The following is a 20,957-nucleotide window of genomic DNA, read 5'->3' as shown; positions in this document are numbered from 1 at the left end:
AACTCACCACTCACCACTTACCACTCACAACTGCTCCAAAATGTGGCCCATCTTGTCTTTCTTGGTCTGCAGGTAGTCGCGGTTGTGGGCGTGGGGGGGCAATTCGATTCCGACCCGCTCGACGATCTTGAGACCGAAGCCTTCCAGGCCGTAGATCTTCCGGGGATTGTTGGTCATCACGCGCAGGCGCGTCAGGCCCAGGTCGCGAAGGATCTGGTTGCCGATCCCGTAGTCGCGGCGGTCGGGCTCGAAGCCCAGGTGCAGGTTGGCCTCAACGGTGTCCATGCCTTGCTCGACCTGCAGCTTGTACGCCCGCAGCTTGTTCACCAGGCCGATGCCCCGCCCTTCCTGTCGCACGTAGACCACCGCGCCCTTTCCGGCGGCCGCAACGGCTTTCAGCGCCGTCTGGAGCTGCCCGCCGCAGTCGCATCGCAGGCTGCCCAGGACATCGCCGGTGAGGCATTCGCTGTGGACTCGCACGAGCACCGGGTCGTCGTGGACGACGGGCACGCCCTGGGCGTCGAGTTCTCCCACGCCGCCCATGCAGATCGCCACGTGCGGCTCGATGTCCACCACCGAGGTGTAGGCGATCAGGTGGAACTTGCCGGCCTCGAGTTCGATGTCGACCTCGACGGCGCGGCTGATGAGCTTCTCCTGTCGCAGGCGGTAGCGGATGATGTCGGCGACGCTGCACATTTTGAGGCTGTGGCGCTGGCAGAACTTTTCCAGGTCGTCGCGGCGGGCCATCGTGCCGTCGGGGTTCATGATCTCGCAGATGACGCCGGCGGGCCTGAGCCCGGCCAGTCGCGCCAGGTCGACGGCGCCCTCGGTCTGTCCGGCGCGCACCAGGACGCCGCCGTCCAGAGCCCGCAGCGGGTTGATGTGCCCGGGGCGGACCAGGTCGGCCGGGGTGCTCGTGTCGCGCGCGGCGATCTGGATGGTCCGCGCCCGGTCCGCCGCCGACACGCCGGTGGTGATCCCCGTCGCCGCGTCGATGGTGACGGTGAAAGCCGTCCCGTGCAGCGAGGTGTTCACGGGGGTCTGCGGATGCAGGCCCAGGCGCTCGGCGTGGGCGGAGTTGATCGGCATGCAGACCACGCCGCAGCCCTCGCGAACCATGAAGTTGATGATCTCGGGGGTGACCTTCTCGGCCGCACAGACCAGGTCCCCTTCATTTTCGCGAGATTCATCGTCGACCAGGACGATCATTCGCCCGGCACGGAGTTCATTGAGGATGTCTTCAATCGGGTGCATGGGGTTGGTCATGGGTGGCGCGATGGTTTTCCAGTGGTTTCTGATGCTGGGCGATGGTCCGCAGGCCCTTGCGGGTGTAGCTGATGACGGCCAGTGCAGCCAGGACCGCCACCGCATACATCAGGACCCGGACGATCCATTTGCCCAAGGCCAGTCCCGGGGCCGCTGCATCGAGTTCCGGTGCTACCAGGACGAAACCGACCATCAGCAGTTGTGCCATCGTAGAGGCTTTGCCGCTGATGCTGGGTTCGGCCCGCAGCTTGTCCGTGACCAAATATACCACAAGAAAACCGATGACGATCCACAAATCCTTGCCCACCACGGCCACCACCACCCAGTTGGGAAGCATGGCGTCGGGAACAGCCTTGGCCGGTTGCGAGAGCACCAGCACGGAAGAGATGATGAGGATCTTATCGGCCAGCGGGTCGAGAATGGCCCCCAGGCGGGTCTTCTGCTGGAGCCGGCGGGCGAGAATCCCGTCGACCATGTCGCTGACGGCCATGACCACGAAGATCGCGATGGCGACATGGCGTGCCCACGGCCATCCGTCATCGCCCTGGCTGAGCAGCAGGACGATGAACGGCGCCACCAGCAGCAGTCGCAGCAGACTGATGCGGTTGGGCCAGCTTAGGGATCCCCAGGGCCTTTCAGTGGCAGTTTTCAAGACGGTATTCTCCCTCCCCCCGGACTTGCTTCGCCAGGCGGATTTCAGACGGCGGCGGTTCCTTTCCGGTGCGCGCGAACGTCCAGCCAGAAAACCAACGCTCCGGCGACCAGGATCAGCGCCAGCGGGAACGTTGCGATCACCAAGGGCTTGAACCAACCTTTGCAGATGACCTCGTCGGGATGGTCGGCCGCATAGTCCGCCGCGGGCAGATTGAAAGCCGCCAGTACCCCCAGCAGCAACAACAGCACCGCCGCCGCCAGGAGCATCGGGATCATGAAGTTTTTGAACTGATAGGCCTGGGCCTTGGCGGACTTGGCCTGGAATGACGCCTCGCGCGCCTGCTTGCTCGGCGTCGCCCGGCGTGAAGCGGCCGAAAGATTCACCGCCGACACGGGTTTGGACTGCGGGGCGGCGGTGGGGGATTGCCCGCCAGCCAGTGCAGCCAGGGCGTCGGCTTGTTCGCTCTGTCGTTCGGATTGCGGGCTCATGATGGGTCCTAGCCTAATAATATACAGGCATGATACAATGCGCGGATAATCGCTGAAAGGGAAAAGACCATCCGTGGCGACCAACATGCGACATCCGTTCCACGCCGGGGCGTTCTACGAGGAATCGCCCTCGTCTTGTCGCCATCACGTGATGCGCCTGTTCGAGGCTGCCGCCTTGCCCCCCTCAGCGCCCGGCGACCCGCGCGGCGGGCTGGCGCCCCATGCCGGATGGGTCTACAGCGGCGCCGTGGCGGCGCTGACGTTCAAGACGCTGGCCGGCGGGGCTTCGCTGGCCGCGGCAGACGGCGGGGGGACGTTCATCCTGCTCGGGGCCGACCATCGCGGACATGCCGCGGTTGGGGAGGTCTTCGAGTCGGGCGTCTGGGTCAGCCCGCTGGGGCAGATCGCCATTGACGACGAAGTGGCCGCAGCCATCCTCGCGGCGCCCGGGGCGGACACGCTGTTGCGGGCCAATCCCCACGCGCACGATCAGGAGCACTCGCTGGAGGTGCAGGTGCCGTTTATCCAGGTGATCTGTCCGCGGGCGAAGATTGTGCCCATCGCCGTCCCCCCCGCGCCCGAGGCGATCGACATCGGACAGGTGATCGGCGGCGTTCTGGCCGCATTCCCAAACTCCTGCGTCGTCGGCAGCACCGACCTGACGCACTATGGCGGGCACTTCGGCAGCCCTCACGGCCGCGGCGCCGCCGGCGAGCAGTGGGCTCGCCGCAACGACAACCGCATGCTGCAGCGCATCGAAGCGATGGACGCCCAGGCGGTGCTGGCCGAGGCCGATGTGCATCGCAGCGCCTGCGGCAGCGGCGCCGTCGCCGCGACCATCGCCGCCTGTCGCGCCCTGGGCGCCACGCGGGGCGTCTGCCTGGAGTACACCAACAGCTATGAAGTCGTACACCGCAAATATCCGGACTATGAAGACGATACGACGGTAGGGTATGCTTCAGTTGTCTTCAGTTAGTTGTGAGTGGTGAGTGGTGAGTGGTGAGAACCGCCGAGAGGCTTTGTTTTTGCTCACCACCCTCAACTCACAGCTTTCAAGGAGTTTTCATGGACCGCTTAATGGTAACCGTTTCCGGCGTTCGCGGCACGGTGGGCAAGACGCTCACAGCCGAGGTGGCCAAAGATTTCGGTCTGGCGTTCGGGGCCATGCTCGGCGCCGGCCGCCGGGCAGTCATCGGGCGCGACAGCCGCCCCTCGGGCCCGATGTTTCGCGACGCGATCGTGCAGGGGCTCATCGCCAGCGGCGTCTCGGTCGTCGACGTGGGCCTGGCCAGCACGCCGGCGGTGGCGCTGATGACCCGCCGCCTCCACGCCGATGGCGGCGTCATCATCACCGCCTCGCACAATCCCGCCCAGTACAACGGCATCAAGTTCCTCCAGCCCATCGGCACGGGCCTGGCGGCGGTCGATGCCGAACGCCTCAAACGCATCTGGCAGCAGCGAGGCTTCGACATTCTGCCCCCGCATCAGCAGGGGGCCCTGGGGCAGGACACCTCCGCGGCCGAAACGCACGTGCAGACCGTGCTGGCCCACTGCAACGCGCGGACCATCGCCGCGGGCAATCTCAGCGCCGCCGTCGACAGCGTCAACGGCGCCGGCGGGCAAGAGGCCGCCATGCTGCTGCAGCGGCTGTCCTGCCGCTTGACGCATATCAACGCCGAGCCATCGGGGCAGTTCGCCCATCCGCCCGAGCCCATCGCCGAAAACGTCACGGAGCTTTGCGACGTCGTCGTCCGCAGCGGCGCCGACGTGGGCTTCGCCCAGGACGCCGACGCCGACCGCCTGGCCATCGTCGACGAGAAGGGCACGTTCATCGGCGAGGAGTACACGCTGGCCCTGGCGGCGGCTTTTGTCCTGACGCAGCGCAAGGGGCGCATCGCCACCAATCTCGTTACGTCGCGGATGGTCGACGATATCGCCGCGGCCGCCGGCTGCGCTGTCGTGCGAACGCCCACCGGCGAGGCCAACGTGGTCGAGGGCATGTTGCGGACGCAATGCATGCTGGCCGGCGAGGGCGGCGGCGGCGTGATCGAGCCTGCCGTCGTGCCCGTGCGAAACAGCCTGGTGGCCATGGCGTATGTGCTGCAGTACATCGCCGAGCAGCGCCGCCCGCTCAGCGCACTGGTCGCCGCCCTGCCTCGATACACCATGATCAAGACGAAGATTCCCTGCCCGCTCGGGGCGGACGTGCTGGTCGCCGCGGCCGTGCGCAAAGCCTTCGCCACACGCAGCGGCGCCGAGTTCAACGACGCTGATGGTCTGCGCATCGACCTGCCCGAAGGCTGGGTCTGCGTCCGCGCCAGCAACACCGAACCGATCATGCGCATCATCGCCGAAGCCGCCCAGCCCGCCGCCGCGCAGGCCCTGGTCGACGAAGTGACCGCCATCGCCCGGCAAGCCAGTTAGCGCAGAGATGGGGTGCCGTGGCGCGCAGGGCCAAAGGCCCGGAGAGCCACGATCCCCGAACGCTCACACTGGAGAAATCGTGGCTGGCGGGCTTTGCCCTCCCGCCACGGCGCCCTGTACGGCCTCCCTCCTCTGTGCCTCCGCGACCTCGGCGGCGAATTACTTCCTTGGGCATTTGGCAATCTTTTCTCTGGCGCGAGGGGTTAATATAGGTGGTGTGATTGTCCCGAAAGGAATCGCCGATGAACCGATGCCGCTTGTTTTCGATTGCGATGGTCGCTCTGTTTGGCCTGGTCTCGGCCGCCGCGGCGGGCGATTGGCCGACGTATCGACATGATTACCGCCGCAGTTCGGTTACCGACGAGAAGATCGACGTCGCCTCGCTGGGGCTGCTCTGGGCGTGGCACAGCGGGCAGTTGCCCCAGCGGGCGTGGGACGGGGCGGCCCATATCGACGCCTACCACGGCGGCAATCCCGGCGACATGCGCAACTACGATCCGGCGTTCTATGCCGTCGCCGCCGGCGGGGCGGTGCTGTTCGGCTCGACGGCCGACGATTCGGTGCACTGCATAGATGCCGCTACCGGCAAGGAACGATGGCGTTTCACAACCGGCGCCCCGGTGCGCGTGGCGCCCACGGTCGACGCCGGCAAAGTCTACTTCGGCAGTGATGACGGTTTCGCGTACTGCCTGGCTCTGGCCGACGGAAAAGAAGTCTGGCGTTTCTCGCCCCAGGCCGACGTGCGGCGCATCATGAACAACAACCGCGCCGTCGCCGTGCAGCCCTGCCGCACCGGCGTCATGGTCGACAAAGGCACCGCCTACTGCGCCTTCAGCATGCTGCCGTGGGAGCGATCGTACGTCTGCGCGCTGGACGCCGCCACGGGCAAACCCACCGGCGATGGACGGTACGTGCGCGTGTACGAGCAGTTTTCGCTCGAGGCCGCCGGCGTGCTGACGGACACGGATTTCATCATTCCGCAGGGGCGCTCGGCCGGCATGCGGTTCCGGCGCAGCGACGGCAAGGACCTCGGCGGGGCGTCGTCGGGCAGTTTCATCATGATCGGACCCGGCGGCAACATCCTCAGCGGACCGGGCAACAAGGGCCAGTCGCTGGGCGGCATCGGCGGGGCGTACGACGTGGCGGTCGCCGGCGATACGTTCGTCGCCGGCGGGCGGGGCATCGTCGTTCCCGCTGGAAGAAGAGAATCCAAGTGGAGCACTAACCTGCCCGAGGCCCGCGTGGTCATCGTCGCCGGCGGCGTGGTCTTCGGCGGCGGGGCCGATCGCGTAGCCGCGTACAATGCCGCCGATGGCAAGGAACTTTGGACGGCCCCGGTGATCGGGACGGTATGGGGCCTTGCTGCCGCCGATGGGCGGCTGATCGTCAGCACCGAAGCCGGGCACGTGTATTGCTTCGGTCGCGGGGGCAAGAGCGGCGGGGAGTCGCCTCCCGCCGTCGGCGGCGCCGCGATGGGCGCAGCGGATCCCTCGCCTATCAAGCTGCCGGTAGGCCCGTACGTGCAGTTCACCGCCCCGGACAAGGCGATGGTCTTCTGGCAGACCGCTGAACCGGCCACGACCGTGCTGGAATACGGACGCGGGCAGAACTTCAAGAAGGTCGAGAAGGCCCAGAAGACCACCGATCACTCCGCCGAGATGACCGGCCTGGAACTGCGCGCGGGATATCAGTACATCATCCGCGTCGCCGGGCGGTCTACCGGGGTGCATGGGCTCGACACCACATTCAATTACACCGTCCCGCAGATCGACGCGGGTGCTCAGCCTTACGGGGCCGATACGTCGCCGGTTTCCAGCGTTGCCCAGAATGTCCTGGCTCAGACGACCGCTCGCGATGGCGTGTGCGTGGTGCTCGGGTGCGGCGATGGCAAGCTTGCCTTCGAGATCGCCAAGGCCAGCAGCTTGTGCGTGATCGGGTACGACACAGACGCGGCCGCCATCGAGAAAGGGCGCGCCGCCCTGATCGCCGCCGGGGTATATGGGATGCGGGTCTCGCTGCATCACGCCCCCAAGGCCAATGACGTAGAGTTGGTCAGCGACGTGGCGAACCTCGTGATCGCCGCGCCCAACCAGCCGTATGCGGCGTCTGAAGTCGCCCGCCTGGTCAAGCCGGGTTTTGCGGCTGTGGCCATCGGCGAAGGCGGCAAGCCCGCCGTCACCGCCAAAGCCATTCCCGCCGGAACCGGCGCGTGGTCGCATCAGTACGGAAACGCCGACAACACCTCGTACGGCAGCGAAGAACTTCGCGGGGCCACCTCGACTGCCGAATTGCCCGTGCAGTGGGTGGGGCGCCCCGGCCCGCGATATCAGCCCGACCGCGAGCCCCGCAAGCCCGCGCCCCTGGCGGCAGGTGGGCGCCTTTACGCCCAGGGTCTGCGCCGGATCGTCACGATGGACTCCCACAACGGCACGATCCTCTGGTCGCTCGAAATCCCCAACATGATCCGCATGAACATGCCCGACGACTGCGGCAACTGGTGCGCGGACGACCAGTTCCTCTACGTAGCCGTCGAGAACACCTGCTGGAAAATCGACGGCGCCACCGGAAAACTCGCCTCTACCTTCGCCATGCCCACCAAGGGCGACTGGTGGGGCTACATCGGCCGCGAGAGCAAGGTGCTCGTCGGCAGCGTCAACCAGGGCGGACCGGCGACGAACTACACCGGCCGCGGCGGATGGTATGACGACGCGTCAAGCCGCAAGGTTTGCTCGAGCGAACTGTTCGCCCTCGACCCGGTCACGGGCAAGACGCTCTGGCAGCACGCCAAGGGCACGATCATCAACTCGACCATCGCCATGACAGACACGCGGGCGTATTTCATCGAAAGCCGCAGCGGCAATCTCTGGGGCGACCAGACCATCGTCGCTCTGGATCTGGCGTCGGGCAAGGCCGTCTGGGAAGCTCCCTTCAAGAGCCCCGGCGGCGCGATCGTGTACTTCTTCGCCCATAGCGACAAGTACCTCGTCCTGGGCGCCAACGTCGGATACACGTACCACGTGTTCGTCTTCTCCGACAGTTCCGGCAAGGAACTCTGGCACAAGACCGCCAACGGGCGCGGCGACCACGGGGCGCACATGACGCATACGGCCGTGGTCGACGGCGTCGTGTACGCGCGGCCCAAGACGTTCGATCTGGCCACTGGCAAGGAGCTGCGCGACATGCCCGGCGGCAGTTGCGGCACGTATTCCTGTTCGCGCTACGGCGTGTTCTTCCGCGCCAACCACACGACAATGTGGTCCAACAGCGTCAATCAGAGCTCGAACTACTACCGCCTCCGCCCGGACTGCTGGCTGAGCGTGGTTGCCGGGAGCGGTATGCTGCTGAGCCCCGAGGCCTCGGGCGGCTGCACCTGCGGCGGATGGATCGAGACCAGCGTCGGCTTCAAGCCCCAGACGGACCTGCCGGTCTTCCAAACGGCAGACCTGCAGTTCACCGGAACGCTCAACGTGCTGGTCCGCAAACCGCTGGCCGGCGGCGAGGTACACTACACCCTCGACGGGAGCGATCCCACGCCCGCTTCGCCCAAGGCGGCAGGATCGATCCCGATCAGCCGCTCGTGCGAGGTGCGTCTGACGCTGGTCAAGGACGGCGCCGCCGGCAAGGTCGTCTCGCGATCCTTCGAACGTATCGAGAGCAAGGGCGCCACCGACGTGACAGTGAACTTCCAGCCGCCGGGCAAGGTGCCCGACGGCTGCGTGGGCGATTTCGGCGAACCCTTCGGCATGCGACCGAGCGGTTATTCCTACGGTTGGAGCCAGCCGATGAAGGACGCCACGCGGGCCCGACGCGGCGCCGACCGCCGCCAGGGCACGCAGATATTCTTCATGCCCGGCGTCACGTGGTCGATCACCGTGGAAAACGGAACCTATGACGTGACGGTCTGTGTCGGCGACGGCGACTACAAGATGCCCGACGGCACCATCTACGTCAACGGCGTGACTCTCTGTGAAGGCATCAGCCTCGGCCAGGAAGACCATAAAGCCTTTACCAAGGAAGTCAAAGTGACCGACGGGCGCATCACCATGAAGTCGCACCAGAAGGCCGCCCCCGGCGACCGCACGCGCGTAAACTACATCACGATCAAGAAGAAGAACTAAAGCCGCCCGGGGTGCCATGGCGGCTTGAAAACGGCCACCATGGCACCTGCCAGGACATCATCAGTGGACGCGACGCGGGCGCCGCACTTGCTCTTGACGCCCGAGCGGGGCTATCATGCACTTGATGCCGCACCGCCGCGCCGGCGGCATACGGCCAAGGAGCCCCGATGATGAAACGATGGTCCGCTGTAGTGTTCAAGAGCGTCCTGGTGCTGGTTTTGGCCGCGATGGTGGTCCTTCTGATGCTCTACCTCGACGGGGTCTTCAGCCCCAAGGTTGGTCCGGAGACCTCCGGACAGGCAGGACCTGCCGTAGCGGCGCCCGCGGGTCTGGGGCAGCGCATCTCGGGCACAGTCGAGGCGCGGATGGTCGAGATTCCACTGTCCGAAGAAGCCCCGGGCACCATTCGCCCGCTGCGGGAGACGGCGTTGGCATCGAAGGTGCGCGAACCGGAGAAGGTCATTGAGGTCAACGTCATCGCCGGTCAGGAAGTTCACCGCGGCGACGTGCTGGTCAAGCTCGACCCGTCCACCTGGCAGAACCGCCGCGAGATGGCCCAGGCCAAGATCCGAATCGCCCAGGCCGCTCGCGACGAGGCCCTGAAAAATCTTCAGCGCATGAAGGAAGCTTTCGACAAGAAAGTGGCCACCGCCGGCGAAGTCGATAGCGCCAAATACCGCCTGGAGGGGCTGGAGGGCGAGGTCGTGGCCGCCCAGCGGGCACTCGACGAGGCGACGCAGAATCTCGCCTACACCGAGATTCGAGCGCCCATGGACGCGGTCGTGGTCGACAAGCGAATCGACATCGGAGATACCGTCGCCCCGGGGCAGGTGCTGGTGAGCCTCTACGACAGGATGCAGATGATCGCAAACGTTAGGGAAGGGCTTATCAAGCGCCTGGCGGCGGGGCAGGAAATCGACGTGCTCTTCGACGACCTCGGCGGCGTCTGCACCGGCAAGATCAGCGAGATCGTCCCCCTGGCCGACCCGCTCACGCGGACCTTCCAGGTCAAGGTCGTCGGACCGTGTCGCGCCGGCGTGCGGCCGGGAATGTACGCCAAACTCCGCGTACCGCTGGGCAACCGCAAAGTGCTGGTGATTCCGCCGGCGGCGGTAGTGCAGGTGGGGCAGTTGACCATGGTCAACGTGGCAGACTCCCAGGGCGTGCAGCGCCGTAGCGTTCAACTGGGCCGCAATGTTGTTGTTGATGGAAAACCGCAGGTCGAAGTACTGGCGGGTCTCAAGCCGGGCGAGAAGGTCGCTCTGCCGGCAGAAGAGGCCAAGTCATGAGCGAGCCGCCGCCCCAGGAAACTTCCGAACTACCCGGCGGGTTCACCAACGGAATCGTCCGGACGTTTCTCGACAGCAATCTGCCGATGATCCTGTTGATCCTCTCGATGGCGATCGGGCTGACGGCCCTGATGGTCACGCCGCGCGAGGAAGACCCGCAGATCGTCGTGCCGATGGCAGACGTGTACGTGAGCTTTCCCGGTCGCAGCGCCGCTCAGGTCGAGCAGCTCGTCAGCACGCCCCTGGAGCGCATGCTCTACCAGATCGACGGCGTGGAGTACGTCTACTCGATGTCGCGCCAGGACCAGGCGATCATCACCGTCCGGTTCCGCGTCGGCCAGGATCGCGAGCGCAGCCTCGTCAAGCTGTACAAGAAGATCGACGAAAATGTCGATCTCGCGCCGGCGGGCGTGACCGGTTGGGTCGTCAAGCCCGTCGAGATCGACGACGTGCCCATCGTCACCCTTACCCTCCGCGGCGCCGAAAACGACAGCTACACCCTGCGCCGCCTCGGCGAGGAGATGGTCGCACGTCTCGCGGCCGTCAGCGACGTCTCCCGCGCGTACGTCATCGGCGGCCAGCCGCGCAAGATGAAGGTGTACCTCGATCCCCAACGGATGCGGGGCTTCAACGTTTCGCCGCTGGAGATTCACCGGGCGCTGGCCGCATCGAACACCCAGCGCCTGGCGGGCGATTTCACGCGCACCGACACGGCGTACGTCGTCGAAAGCGGCAAGGTGTTCCAGCGAGTCGACGATCTGAGGCAACTGGTGGTGGGAGTCTTCAACGCCGCTCCGGTCTACCTCAAGGACGTGGCCGGCATCGAGGACGGGCCGGACGAGGTCAACTCGTACGTGCGTCACTCCTGGGGCGGCGGCCGCGGGTTTGCGCCCCGCCAGGGTGCGACGGGCACACTGGTTGGGGACTCGGCGCGGGGGCAAGCCTCCGCCGGTGCGAGCCAGGCGGTCACGATCGCCCTGGCCAAGAAGAAGGGCTCCAACGCCGTCACGGTGGCGCGGGACATTTTGTCAGCGACCGAACGGCTCAAGGCCGAGGTCGTGCCGGCCGACGTTGATGTGGTCATCACGCGGAACAGCGGGCTCAGTTCGGACGACAAGGTCAACGACCTGATCGAGGCCCTGGGTGTCGCGTTGGTGCTGGCGGTGGTGGTGCTGACGGTGTCGATGGGGTGGCGCGAGAGCCTGATCGTCGCCCTGGCGGTGCCGGTGGTTTTCGGTCTGACGCTGGGGGTGAACCTGCTGGCGGGCATGACGATCAACCGCGTGACGCTGTTTGCGCTGATCCTGTCGCTGGGCCTGCTGGTCGACGATCCGATCGTCGACGTGGAGAATATCGTTCGCCACTTCACGATGCGCCGCAAGGCCTCCCGCGCAATCGTGCTCGAAGCCGTCAGCGAGATTCGCCCGCCGCTGATCTCGGCGACCCTGGCCATCATCGCCTCCTTTTTGCCGCTGCTGTTCATCAGCGGAATGATGGGTCCGTACATGAGGCCGATGGCGCTGAACGTTCCGGTCACCATGCTCATGTCGCTGACGGTGGCGTTCACCCTGACGCCCTGGCTGGCGTACCATCTGCTGCGGCGGCGGTACAACGCCCGCGGCGCCGGGGCGCCCGCGGGCGAGCACCATGAATCGGGTGATCTGTCCAAATCCCTGCTCTACCGGTTGTTCCGCCCGATCATGAACCGCCTCCTGCGAACCCGCCGCGCCGGTTGGACGTTCCTGGCCGTCATGGGCCTGCTGCTGATGTTCGCCGCCGGTCTGGCCATGCTTCGCGTCGTGCCGCTCAAGATGCTGCCCTACGGAAACAAGGACGAACTGCAACTCGTGCTGGACTTCGACGAGGGCACCACGCTCGAACGGGCCGACGCGGCTGTGCGCGACATCGAGCAGTACCTCGCGACCGTGCCCGAGGTCACCGACTACACCTCTTATGTCGGTCTGGCCGCGCCCATGGACTTCAACGGCATGGTGCGCCACTACTATCTGCGACGCGGATCGAATGTGGCGGACATCCAGGTCAATCTCGTCGGCCGCAAGCACCGCCACGATCAGTCGCACGCCCTGGGCCTGCGGATGCGCGAGAACTTGGGGCAGATCGCCGCGCGTCACGCGGCGCGGCTGAAGATCGTCGAACCCCCGCCGGGTCCGCCGGTGCTCTCGACGGTGGTCGCCGAAGTGTACGGGCAGGAACATACTCCTTACGACAGATTGGTCGCCGCGGCCGGCGTCGTTCGCCGGCGGCTGGCCAGAGAGCCCGGCGTCGTCGATGTCGACGATATGGCCGAGGCCACGCAGGTCAAGCTGCGGTTCGTGCCCGACCAGCAGAAGGCGGCGCTCAACGGCATTTCGGTAGATGAGATCGCCCGCACGCACCAGATGCTCCTGGGCGGCGCTACGGCGGGGACCGTGCAGGAAAGCGGAGAACGCAATCCGCTGACGATCGATCTGCGCCTGCCGCGAGAGCTGCGATCCAGTGAGCAGGACCTGGCCAACGTCTCGCTCAAGAGCGCCTCGGGGGCGATGGTGCCTCTGGCCGAACTGGGACGATGGGACGCCGCCGCTGTCGACCAGACCATCTACCATAAGAACCTGCGACCGGTGATGTACGTTTTGGCCGAGATGGCCGGGCGGGCGCCGGCCGAGGCGGTGCTGGATATCCAGACAGACCGCCGTAAAGGCACCAGCAGTGAAGCGATGGCCTCGGGCCTGCCGCGCCCAATGGGGTCTCGATCATACCTGTCCAACGGCGGGGGCATCGCCTGGTCGGTGCCTTCCGACATCAACGTGAATTTCAGCGGCGAGGGTGAATGGGACGTGACGCTGGACGTGTTCCGCGACATGGGCCTGGCGTTTATCGCGGCGCTGATCGCGATCTATATTCTGCTGGTGCACCAGACGCGCAGCTTCGCGATACCGCTGGTGGTGATGATGGCGATTCCGCTGACGATCATCGGAATCATGCCGGGCTTCTGGCTGCTGAACGTCGTCAGCGGCGGCAGCGTCGGCGGGTTCGCCACGCCGACATTCTTCACCGCCACGGCGATGATCGGGATGATCGCCCTGGCGGGGATCGTGACCCGCGGCTCGATCATCATCGTGGACTTCATCCACCTCTCGCTGGCTCGCGGGGCGAGTCTCAAAGACGCCATCGTGCAAAGCTGCGTCGTGCGCCTGCGCCCGATCCTGCTGACGGCGGGGGTGTCGATGCTGGCGGCCCTGCCGATCGCCACCGACCCGGTCTTCTCGGGCCTGGCGTGGGCGCTGATCTTCGGCCTGTTGGCCTCAACGGTCTTCACGCTGGTGGTGGTCCCGGTGACCTACTATCTGCTGTACGCCAACAAACCCGGCCACGGCTTGCCAGAGAGAAACTCTTGAAATGACGGTTCTGTTTTTCATCTTCGATATTTAATGAAGTGCAAGCATGTGGTATATTAATTGTGCGGCACGACGTACCAAGTGAGCGATCCTTGATAAGGAGAGGAATGTGATGAGCAGATTTGTATTTTTATGCCCATTGACACTTCTGGTTTTAACTTCGGCATGTCTGGCGGATGCGGCCTATCCCACGCCTTGGGTCGCAGGCGTCACGAAAGACAGCGTGTACGTGTCGCTGGAGGCTACCGACACGATCGAGGCGACCGTGCAATTCGGCACAACCACCTCGTATGGAATGACGGCCACCACCGAGAACACCCAAGCGACCGACGCGCCGACGTACGTGCATAATATTAAGCTCACGGGGCTTTTGCCCAACACCGAATATCACTATCGGGTGACGCAGGGTTCCTCCGTCAGCGCCGACTATTCCTTCTGGACCGCTCCTCTGGCCGGAACAAGTGTGCGATGGGGTTATGCCGCCGACTCCCGTGCGGGGAGCAATTCCGCCCATAACACCATTGCAGGGCTTATTGCCTCGTATGCGCCCAAGATGATGGTTTACGGCGGCGACATCGCCCATTATGCGACACGGGCTTCCTATAACGCCGAATGGTTCCAGCCCAACCAGGCTGCCTTAAACGCCACGACCCCCTGGGTCAACGCCGTGGGCAACCATGAAACGTGGGGCAGCGTCACGAAGGCATTCACTCAATCGCCCACCGGGGATCCGGACTATTTCTCCTTCGACTACGGCGACGCGCATATTCTGGTCCTCAACAGCATGATTCCGCATGGCTTGGGCAGTGCGCAATGGGATTTCGCGGCCGCTGATCTAGCCGCATCGACCCAAACGTGGAAGATCGTGGTCTCGCACTACCCGCCTTATGCCTGGCGAGATTATTGGGGCGATAAGGGCGATGCCGACTTCAGGGACATGGCCGACGCGATTTTTGAGCCCAACGGGGTAGATATGGTGCTTTCGGGCGACTCGCACTTCTACCAGCACTCGTTGGTTGACGGCATCGAGTACATGGTTCTAGGTTCGTTCGGCGCGCCTCTGTATGTGCCCACCACTGGTCCCGGTGTCGTCTACAGTGAGTCGACCTACTCGTTTGGCATTTTCGACATGACGTCCACATCGCTCACCTTCAACACGTACCGCATGGACAACAGCCAGATCGAGAGTATCGTCTTTGCCATCCCCGAACCGGCGACGGTGACGCTGCTGGGGCTGGGCGCGATTGCGATGCTTCGCAAGCGCCGCAACTGACCAAGAGACCTTTGCCTTAATCGCCAACACCCGGGCCACGGTTTGCCGCCAAGAAAAGATTGACAGGAGGCAAATTGATGATATCTTATTATTGCTGATTTACGGCCGCTGCAACCGTGAGGTTGGCTGGAGGGTGGCCAAATAGCAGGCCCCGTGGAGGCGGTGCTTGCCGGATTTGTTCGTCGGTCCGCCGGACCGCGAACCAAGCAACGGAGGCTGTATCGATGAGGTTCAAAGCGTTTTCTTCCGCAGTGTTGTTTTTCTGCTTAGCGGTCGGCGCCTCGGCCGAGACGTTTACGATCGCGGTTCTTCCCGATTCCCAAAACTGCCAGGGCAGCCCTTTCCACGCCCAGGTGCAGTGGATCTATGATCATGCCACAACCAACAATATCGTCTTCACCACTCACGAAGGCGACTTCGGAAGCAGCGGGGCCGATGCCTCGATCTTTACAAATGCCGTCTATTCAACGCCCGGCAAGAATGACGGTTTGTATGCTCTTGACAACATCATGCCTTGGGCAACCGTCGGCGGCAACCACGACATGTATGGTAGCGCCAACTACTGGACCTATCTGGGAAGTTCTCACTTCACGGGGCTGCCCTGGTATGGCGGCGCCTACGCTCCCGGGTTTAGCTCCTACCAGTTCTTCCAAGCGGGCGGCCGCAAGTTCATGAACATCAGTCTCACCAATCTGGGCAGTCTTAGCGCGCAGGCGGTAGCTGATACGCTGGCGTGGGCACGAGGTGTGGTGGCCGCCAATCCCGGCATACCCACTATTGTTACCACCCACGGGTATATGACAGAAGCCGGGGTCGACCACGCGGACGAGGAGAGCAGGGGAGTCGCCGATTCTACAGGCGGTATCTGGCGAGATCTGGTCGACGGAAACTCGCAGATTTTCATGGTGCTCTGCGGGCACGTTCACACAATTAAGGATATCTCACAGCCCAACGCTGGTGAACGCACACAGATTTCAACTAACGACGCGGGCTTGCCGGTATATGAATTGCTGGCGAACTACCAGGACTATACCGCATCCCAGGCAGGGACATACGGCATCGGATACATGCGCCTTATGACTTTTGACGAGGCGGCGGGTCAGATCCAAGTGTCAACGTATTCGCCATACAGCGAAAGATATCAGACCGACCCCTACAGCCAGTTTACGCTGAACGTGGACTTCAATGACCGCTTTGGGGCCGTCATCCCCGAGCCGGCGACGATGGCGCTGCTGGGGCTGGGCGCCTTGGCGATGCTTCGCCGGCGACGCAACTGATCGAAAAACTGACCACAGAAGCACCGCGAGCGAGTGGAAACGGATTCGTTTCCCCCGCTCGCTTTATTTCACTTCCTGCTTCGATCTTCGAACTTCGCCCTTCGAACTGCTTTCCACCGCTTCGGCGAGTTTTGAGGCGATCTCGAACATCCCATCCGCGCTGGGATGCACCAGCTCCATCCACAGGTTGCGCGGATCGGTCAGCAACTTACGGCCGTCGAGATGCACCACCTTGGGGCCGTTGATCTTGGTCACCGTCTCGGCCACGATCTGGCGGAAGCTCACCGCCGTCGGCGGATCGGGGTTGAAGTCGCCCTCGAAGGTGAACAGGTCGATGCAGAAGATCCACTTGTCCGGATGGGCCATTGCGATCGTCTGCACGAAAGGTTCGATCGTGTCGCGGAACTGCTGCGTCGACCAGTCGCCGACGTTGATACCCATCTCCAGCGTGGCAAAATCCCAATCATCGCGGCCGGCGATGTAGGCGGCCATTTCCGGTTCCATTCGGGCCGCGCCGCCGAACCCCAGGTTGATCAGGTCGGCGCCCAAGGCCTTGGCCGTCAGCATCACGTACGAACACTCGGGCGTGATGGCGTACGCGCCGTGAGTGATCGACGAGCCATACGCGAGATATCGGCGAGGGGGGAGTTGCTCCGCCCTCGGGGGCGTCAGGTCCCCCTCGATGGATAGCAGCCGCACCGCATGCAGGTGGGGCAGGCAGATCCGCACGAGGCCGGCGTCAAACCGCACCGCCCGCGAGGCCGCGACACGGTGCAACTTCTCCGGATAGACCGCCAGTTTGGCCGGGTCGAACGTGATGGTTGTCGGTTCGCGCCCGACATGGACGACCTTGCAGCAGAACTCGCCCATGAAGACGCTGGCCAGCGGGGGGATGACGTTATCCTCGGTCACCCGCAGCGTGATCGCGGCGACGCTGCCGGGGACGACGTTGAAGCGGATCTCGCATCCAGCTCCATGGCGGGTGAACGTCTTGCCCCAGTCGTTCATGACCGACCGCACGCCGTCAGGTACGCGCTGAAGGTCATGCCCGCCACTGTCGGCCGGAACGAGTTTAGCGACATTGTGCAATTCCACGTTTTCAAATCGCATGGCTGTGCTCTTTCGCATTGACCCGGCTATTCACCGCGGAGATCGCAGAGACCGCAGAGAAGCAAATGGCTTGTAAGTCTTTTGAATCCTCTGCGACCTCCGCGATCTCCGCGGTGAAATATTAGCGTTACGCCGCAGATGCTAATCCGGTCAGTCCACAAAAGAAAGTCGCGGCTTGCTATTCTCAAACCCAAGCCCGGCAGGTATACTTCCGCCGCTGTCATTATTTCACAACTGCTTCTGCGGGAGAATCGCATGGCCAAGATGGAAGAGTTCCTCTGCCCCAACTGCCGCATGCGATCAACTGCCGAGCGCCAGAGCACGTTTCTGGGTTTCAAGAAGTTCCTGTGCTCCAATTGCGGCAAGAGCGTCACCCTTGATCTGCGGACCGGCTATCGGGTGCTTTACTGGATCGTTCTGCCCCTGTTCATTTTGGTTACATTGGGAATGTTGACAAAGGGCAGCATGCCGACCCCCGGGATACTAGTAATCGCAGCGATCATCGCCATCATCAAAGACTTTTGCGTCCGCAGCGAGATGAAGAAACTGCGGCTGCAATGTGCGGCGCCGGCCGGCATGCCCGCTCTGGCCCCGCCGCCCGAGACTCCGCAATAGACCACTGGCACAGCAGGCGGGGGGGGGTGGCCTTGGCAAGAGATTCCGACTTTCGGGGATTTTGAACTTGCAAATTCCCGAACCGGTGGTAGCATATTGGGCGTTGCAGGAGCCAAGGGGCTTGGACACGCTTTGCGCGTGCCCCGCACGGAAAGGAGCATAGCATGAGGCTATGTGTCTTGACACGGCGGGAAGTCAGTGGCGGCTATATGGCCGTGTGCCCTTCGTTACCCCTCTGCGTCAGCCGTGCGCGAACGCATCGCCAGGTTTTGGCCAGGCACCGCAACGCGATCCTTGAGTACCTTTCGCAGAGTGATGACACCGCTGGCGATTCAGGGGACGATCCGATCGAATTCGACGTGGTGAATGAGCGCAAAATCGCGGTATTTCGCCGCATGTGTCCCGGCCAGATGCAGGAAAGCATGCAGTAAACGCGATATTTTGCCCGATAGTGGCAATGTGCGACATGACTTAAGCTGTCCGCTGCACCCTGAATGTGCGGGTCTCCCTCCACCTGCATACGAGAGTGCGGCCAGGAACGACGCTCAGGTCTCCCTCCACCTGAGCGTCGCATTTTTTGGCGATGAAGTATGTGCAAACATAGGTCCTATTCGTTCTATTGGTCCTATTGAAGAAGATAAACTAAATAACAGCGGGACCGTGCGGCCCTGCTGCTGAGAAAATGCATGGGCGGGATTGCCCATGCCGCTGGCGGGCTAGACGCCCGCGCTATGGAGTTTTATGCCTCAACGTTACTATGATGCGATTCTGAAGTTTCTGTCACGCAGAGACTATCACCCCCTTAAACCGCGCCAGCTCGCTCACCAGATGGGCGTGGCCGACGTCGAATACGACGCGTTCCGCGAGGCGATCAAGCTTCTGCGCGACGACGGCCGCCTCGTGCTCGGCAGCGGCAGCGCCCTGACCCTGCCGGCGATCACGGACCGCGTCGTCGGAATCTTCCGCGCCAACCGGCGCGGATTCGGCTTCGTCATCCCCGACACCCCCAACGCTCACGGCGACTTGTACGTGCCGGCCGAGGCCGTCGGAACCGCTCGCAGCGGCGACCGCGTCGTCGCCACGGCCCAGCGCCGCGGCAAACGCGACGGACAGGCCGTCTATCAAGGGCAGATCGTCGAGATCGTCAGCCGCGGCCGCAATCGCTACGTCGGAACCCTGGAGTCCACCGAGGGGGCCTGGTTCGTCATGCCCGAGGGCAAGGAGACCACGCCTCCGATCGTCGTGCGGGACGTCGGCACGGCCGGACCGCCCAAGGGCACCAAGGTCCTCGTCGAGATCGTCAACTTCGGCGGTCCGGGCGAGTTTCCCACCGGCGTGATCGTCGAAAACCTCGGCGCCACCGGACAGATCGAGGCCGAGACCATCGGCATTATCCGCGCCAGCGGAATCGAGGATGTCTTTGACGACGGCGCGCTGGCCGATGCCCGCCGGGCGGTCGATACGTTCGACCCCGCGCCCGACGGCCGCGAGGACCTCAGCGAGCAGACCGTCATCACCATCGACCCGCCCGATGCCCGCGACTATGACGACGCGATCAGCCTCGAGCGCCAGGGGCGGCATTGGATCCTGGGCGTCCACATCGCCGACGTGTCGCACTTCGTGCGCGAAGGCACGGCGCTGGACGATTCGGCCCGGCGACGCGGCACGAGCGTGTACTTCCCCAACCGCGTCGTGCCGATGCTGCCGGAGATCCTCAGCAACGGCGTCTGCTCGCTGCAGGAAGGCCAACCGCGGTTCTGCAAGAGCGCGTTCATCACGTATGACGAAGACGGCAACGTCGCCGGAACCCGCCTGGCAGAAACGCTCATCCGCTCCACCAAGCGGCTGACCTACCTGCAGGCCCAGGACATTATCGACGGCAAAACCGGCGGCTATGCCAAGCCTGTCGTCGCCCTCGTGCAGCAGGCCGCCGAACTGGCGCGAAGGATCGAGCAGCGCCGCCGCGAAGCAGGCATGCTCCATCTGGACCTGCCCGAGGTCCGCATCGTCCTGGACGAGCAGGGACGCCTCGCCGACGTCGCCGAGGCCGACACCGCCTATACCCACACCGTCATCGAGATGTTCATGGTGGCCGCCAACGAAGCGGTGGCCGCCGTCCTGGACGGGCGGGGGTACGATCTGCTGCGCCGCGTACACCCTGCGCCCGACCCGCCGGACAACCAGCAACTCGTGCGGTTCATCCGCGCCTGCGGACACAAGATTCCCGCCGACATGGATCGCCACGCGATCCAGGCGCTGCTGGACTCGGTTCGCGGAACGCCGGCCGGCTATGCGGTGAACTTCGCTGTGCTGCGGATGATGCAGCAGGCGCGGTATTCGCCCCAGCGGGTGGGGCACTACGCCCTGGCCAGCGAGGACTATTGCCACTTCACCAGCCCAATCCGGCGCTATCCGGACCTGACGGTGCATCGCCTCTTCGCCCAGTACTGCCGCAGCGGCAAGGGAAAACCCGCCGAAAAGGCGGACATGACCGAACTGGTCACCCTGGGCGACCACTGCTCGATGACCGAGCGGCGGGCGCAGGCGGCCGAGGACGAGCTGCGACAGGTGCTGGTGCTGCAGTTCCTGGCCGATAAGGTCGGCGAGAACTACGAGGGCGTCGTTACCGGCGTGACGAACTTCGGTCTGTTCGTGCAACTGCACCCGTTCGCGACTGAAGGTCTGATCCGCATGGACAACCTTGGCGACGATTGGTGGGACGTGAGCCTTCAGTTTGGCACGATTCGAGGCCAGCGCAGCGGAAGGCAGTACCGCATCGGCGACGCCATCACGGTGAAGATCGCCAACGTCGACCCGGCCCGGCGGCAACTGGATTTGGCCCCGGCAGGGGGCGTCGACAAGGCGCCCAAGCCCCGCAAGGCCAAGAACATGCCTCCCCGACAATCCGTGGGCAAGAAAGCCCGCCACCCGGGACAGAAGAACCGCCGCAAGAAGAAATAGTTGGCATGGCGACACACGCAGCCGACGGGTGGCATGGCGACACGCGCAGCGGGTCGCCATGGTCTCAGCCCAGCAGCAGTCAT

General features: G+C 64.2%; 14 protein-coding genes. 10 read left to right on the top strand and 4 right to left on the bottom strand.

The window, feature by feature from the left end:
* Window positions 1–24 precede the first annotated feature (24 nt).
* Genes ABFD92_18865 through ABFD92_18855 form a run of 3 tightly spaced genes read right to left on the bottom strand, consistent with a single transcriptional unit; the run spans window position 25 to window position 2,409 of the window.
* Window positions 25–1,266, bottom strand: a complete 1,242-nt coding sequence (locus ABFD92_18865) for a bifunctional 3,4-dihydroxy-2-butanone-4-phosphate synthase/GTP cyclohydrolase II (protein ID MEN6506604.1) — start codon at window positions 1,264–1,266, stop codon at window positions 25–27.
* Complete coding sequence (locus tag ABFD92_18860) at window positions 1,241–1,918, bottom strand: CDP-alcohol phosphatidyltransferase family protein (protein ID MEN6506603.1); 678 nt, start codon at window positions 1,916–1,918, stop codon at window positions 1,241–1,243. The genes ABFD92_18865 and ABFD92_18860 overlap by 26 nt, the downstream gene beginning before the upstream one ends.
* A 44-nt stretch (window positions 1,919–1,962) precedes the next feature.
* Window positions 1,963–2,409 carry a hypothetical protein gene (locus ABFD92_18855; protein MEN6506602.1) on the bottom strand — a complete coding sequence of 149 codons (447 nt, stop codon included), beginning with the start codon at window positions 2,407–2,409 and terminating at the stop codon, window positions 1,963–1,965.
* An 85-nt stretch (window positions 2,410–2,494) separates the two neighbouring features.
* Between ABFD92_18855 and amrB the strand changes: the two genes are divergently transcribed.
* From amrB to ABFD92_18820, 7 genes are all read left to right on the top strand, one after another.
* Window positions 2,495–3,385, top strand: a complete 891-nt coding sequence (gene amrB, locus ABFD92_18850) for an AmmeMemoRadiSam system protein B (protein ID MEN6506601.1) — start codon at window positions 2,495–2,497, stop codon at window positions 3,383–3,385.
* Between the two features lie 89 nt (window positions 3,386–3,474).
* Window positions 3,475–4,833, top strand: a complete 1,359-nt coding sequence (glmM, locus tag ABFD92_18845; protein MEN6506600.1) for a phosphoglucosamine mutase — start codon at window positions 3,475–3,477, stop codon at window positions 4,831–4,833.
* 242 nt (window positions 4,834–5,075) lie between these two features.
* Window positions 5,076–8,951 carry a PQQ-binding-like beta-propeller repeat protein gene (locus tag ABFD92_18840; GenBank protein MEN6506599.1) on the top strand — a complete coding sequence of 1,292 codons (3,876 nt, stop codon included), beginning with the start codon at window positions 5,076–5,078 and terminating at the stop codon, window positions 8,949–8,951.
* A 167-nt stretch (window positions 8,952–9,118) separates the two neighbouring features.
* On the top strand, window positions 9,119–10,240 hold the full coding sequence (locus ABFD92_18835) for an efflux RND transporter periplasmic adaptor subunit (protein MEN6506598.1): 1,122 nt from the start codon (window positions 9,119–9,121) through the stop codon (window positions 10,238–10,240).
* On the top strand, window positions 10,237–13,638 hold the full coding sequence (locus tag ABFD92_18830) for an efflux RND transporter permease subunit (protein MEN6506597.1): 3,402 nt from the start codon (window positions 10,237–10,239) through the stop codon (window positions 13,636–13,638). Before ABFD92_18835 ends, ABFD92_18830 begins: the two co-directional genes overlap by 4 nt.
* 112 nt (window positions 13,639–13,750) lie before the next feature.
* Window positions 13,751–14,911, top strand: a complete 1,161-nt coding sequence (locus tag ABFD92_18825; protein ID MEN6506596.1) for a metallophosphoesterase — start codon at window positions 13,751–13,753, stop codon at window positions 14,909–14,911.
* Between the two features lie 224 nt (window positions 14,912–15,135).
* Window positions 15,136–16,188 carry a metallophosphoesterase gene (locus tag ABFD92_18820; GenBank protein ID MEN6506595.1) on the top strand — a complete coding sequence of 351 codons (1,053 nt, stop codon included), beginning with the start codon at window positions 15,136–15,138 and terminating at the stop codon, window positions 16,186–16,188.
* A gap of 63 nt (window positions 16,189–16,251) precedes the next feature.
* Here ABFD92_18820 and ABFD92_18815 read toward each other — a convergent pair whose 3' ends face one another.
* Window positions 16,252–17,298, bottom strand: a complete 1,047-nt coding sequence (locus tag ABFD92_18815; protein MEN6506594.1) for a GDSL-type esterase/lipase family protein — start codon at window positions 17,296–17,298, stop codon at window positions 16,252–16,254.
* A gap of 255 nt (window positions 17,299–17,553) precedes the next feature.
* Here ABFD92_18815 and ABFD92_18810 point away from each other — a divergent pair, with 255 nt between their 5' ends.
* From ABFD92_18810 to rnr, 3 genes are all read left to right on the top strand, one after another.
* Entirely contained in the window at window positions 17,554–17,913 is a 360-nt protein-coding gene (locus ABFD92_18810; GenBank protein MEN6506593.1) for a hypothetical protein, read from the top strand.
* Between the two features lie 164 nt (window positions 17,914–18,077).
* On the top strand, window positions 18,078–18,344 hold the full coding sequence (locus tag ABFD92_18805; protein MEN6506592.1) for a hypothetical protein: 267 nt from the start codon (window positions 18,078–18,080) through the stop codon (window positions 18,342–18,344).
* Window positions 18,345–18,654: 310 nt separating this feature from the next.
* A complete protein-coding gene (rnr, locus tag ABFD92_18800; protein MEN6506591.1) occupies window positions 18,655–20,874 on the top strand; it encodes a ribonuclease R in 2,220 nt (739 codons plus the stop codon).
* Window positions 20,875–20,957 lie beyond the last annotated feature (83 nt).

This window comes from Planctomycetaceae bacterium (assembly GCA_039680605.1).
Taxonomy (GTDB): domain Bacteria; phylum Planctomycetota; class Phycisphaerae; order SM23-33; family SM23-33; genus JAJFUU01.
This window is presented reverse-complemented; position numbering and strand designations above follow the sequence as displayed.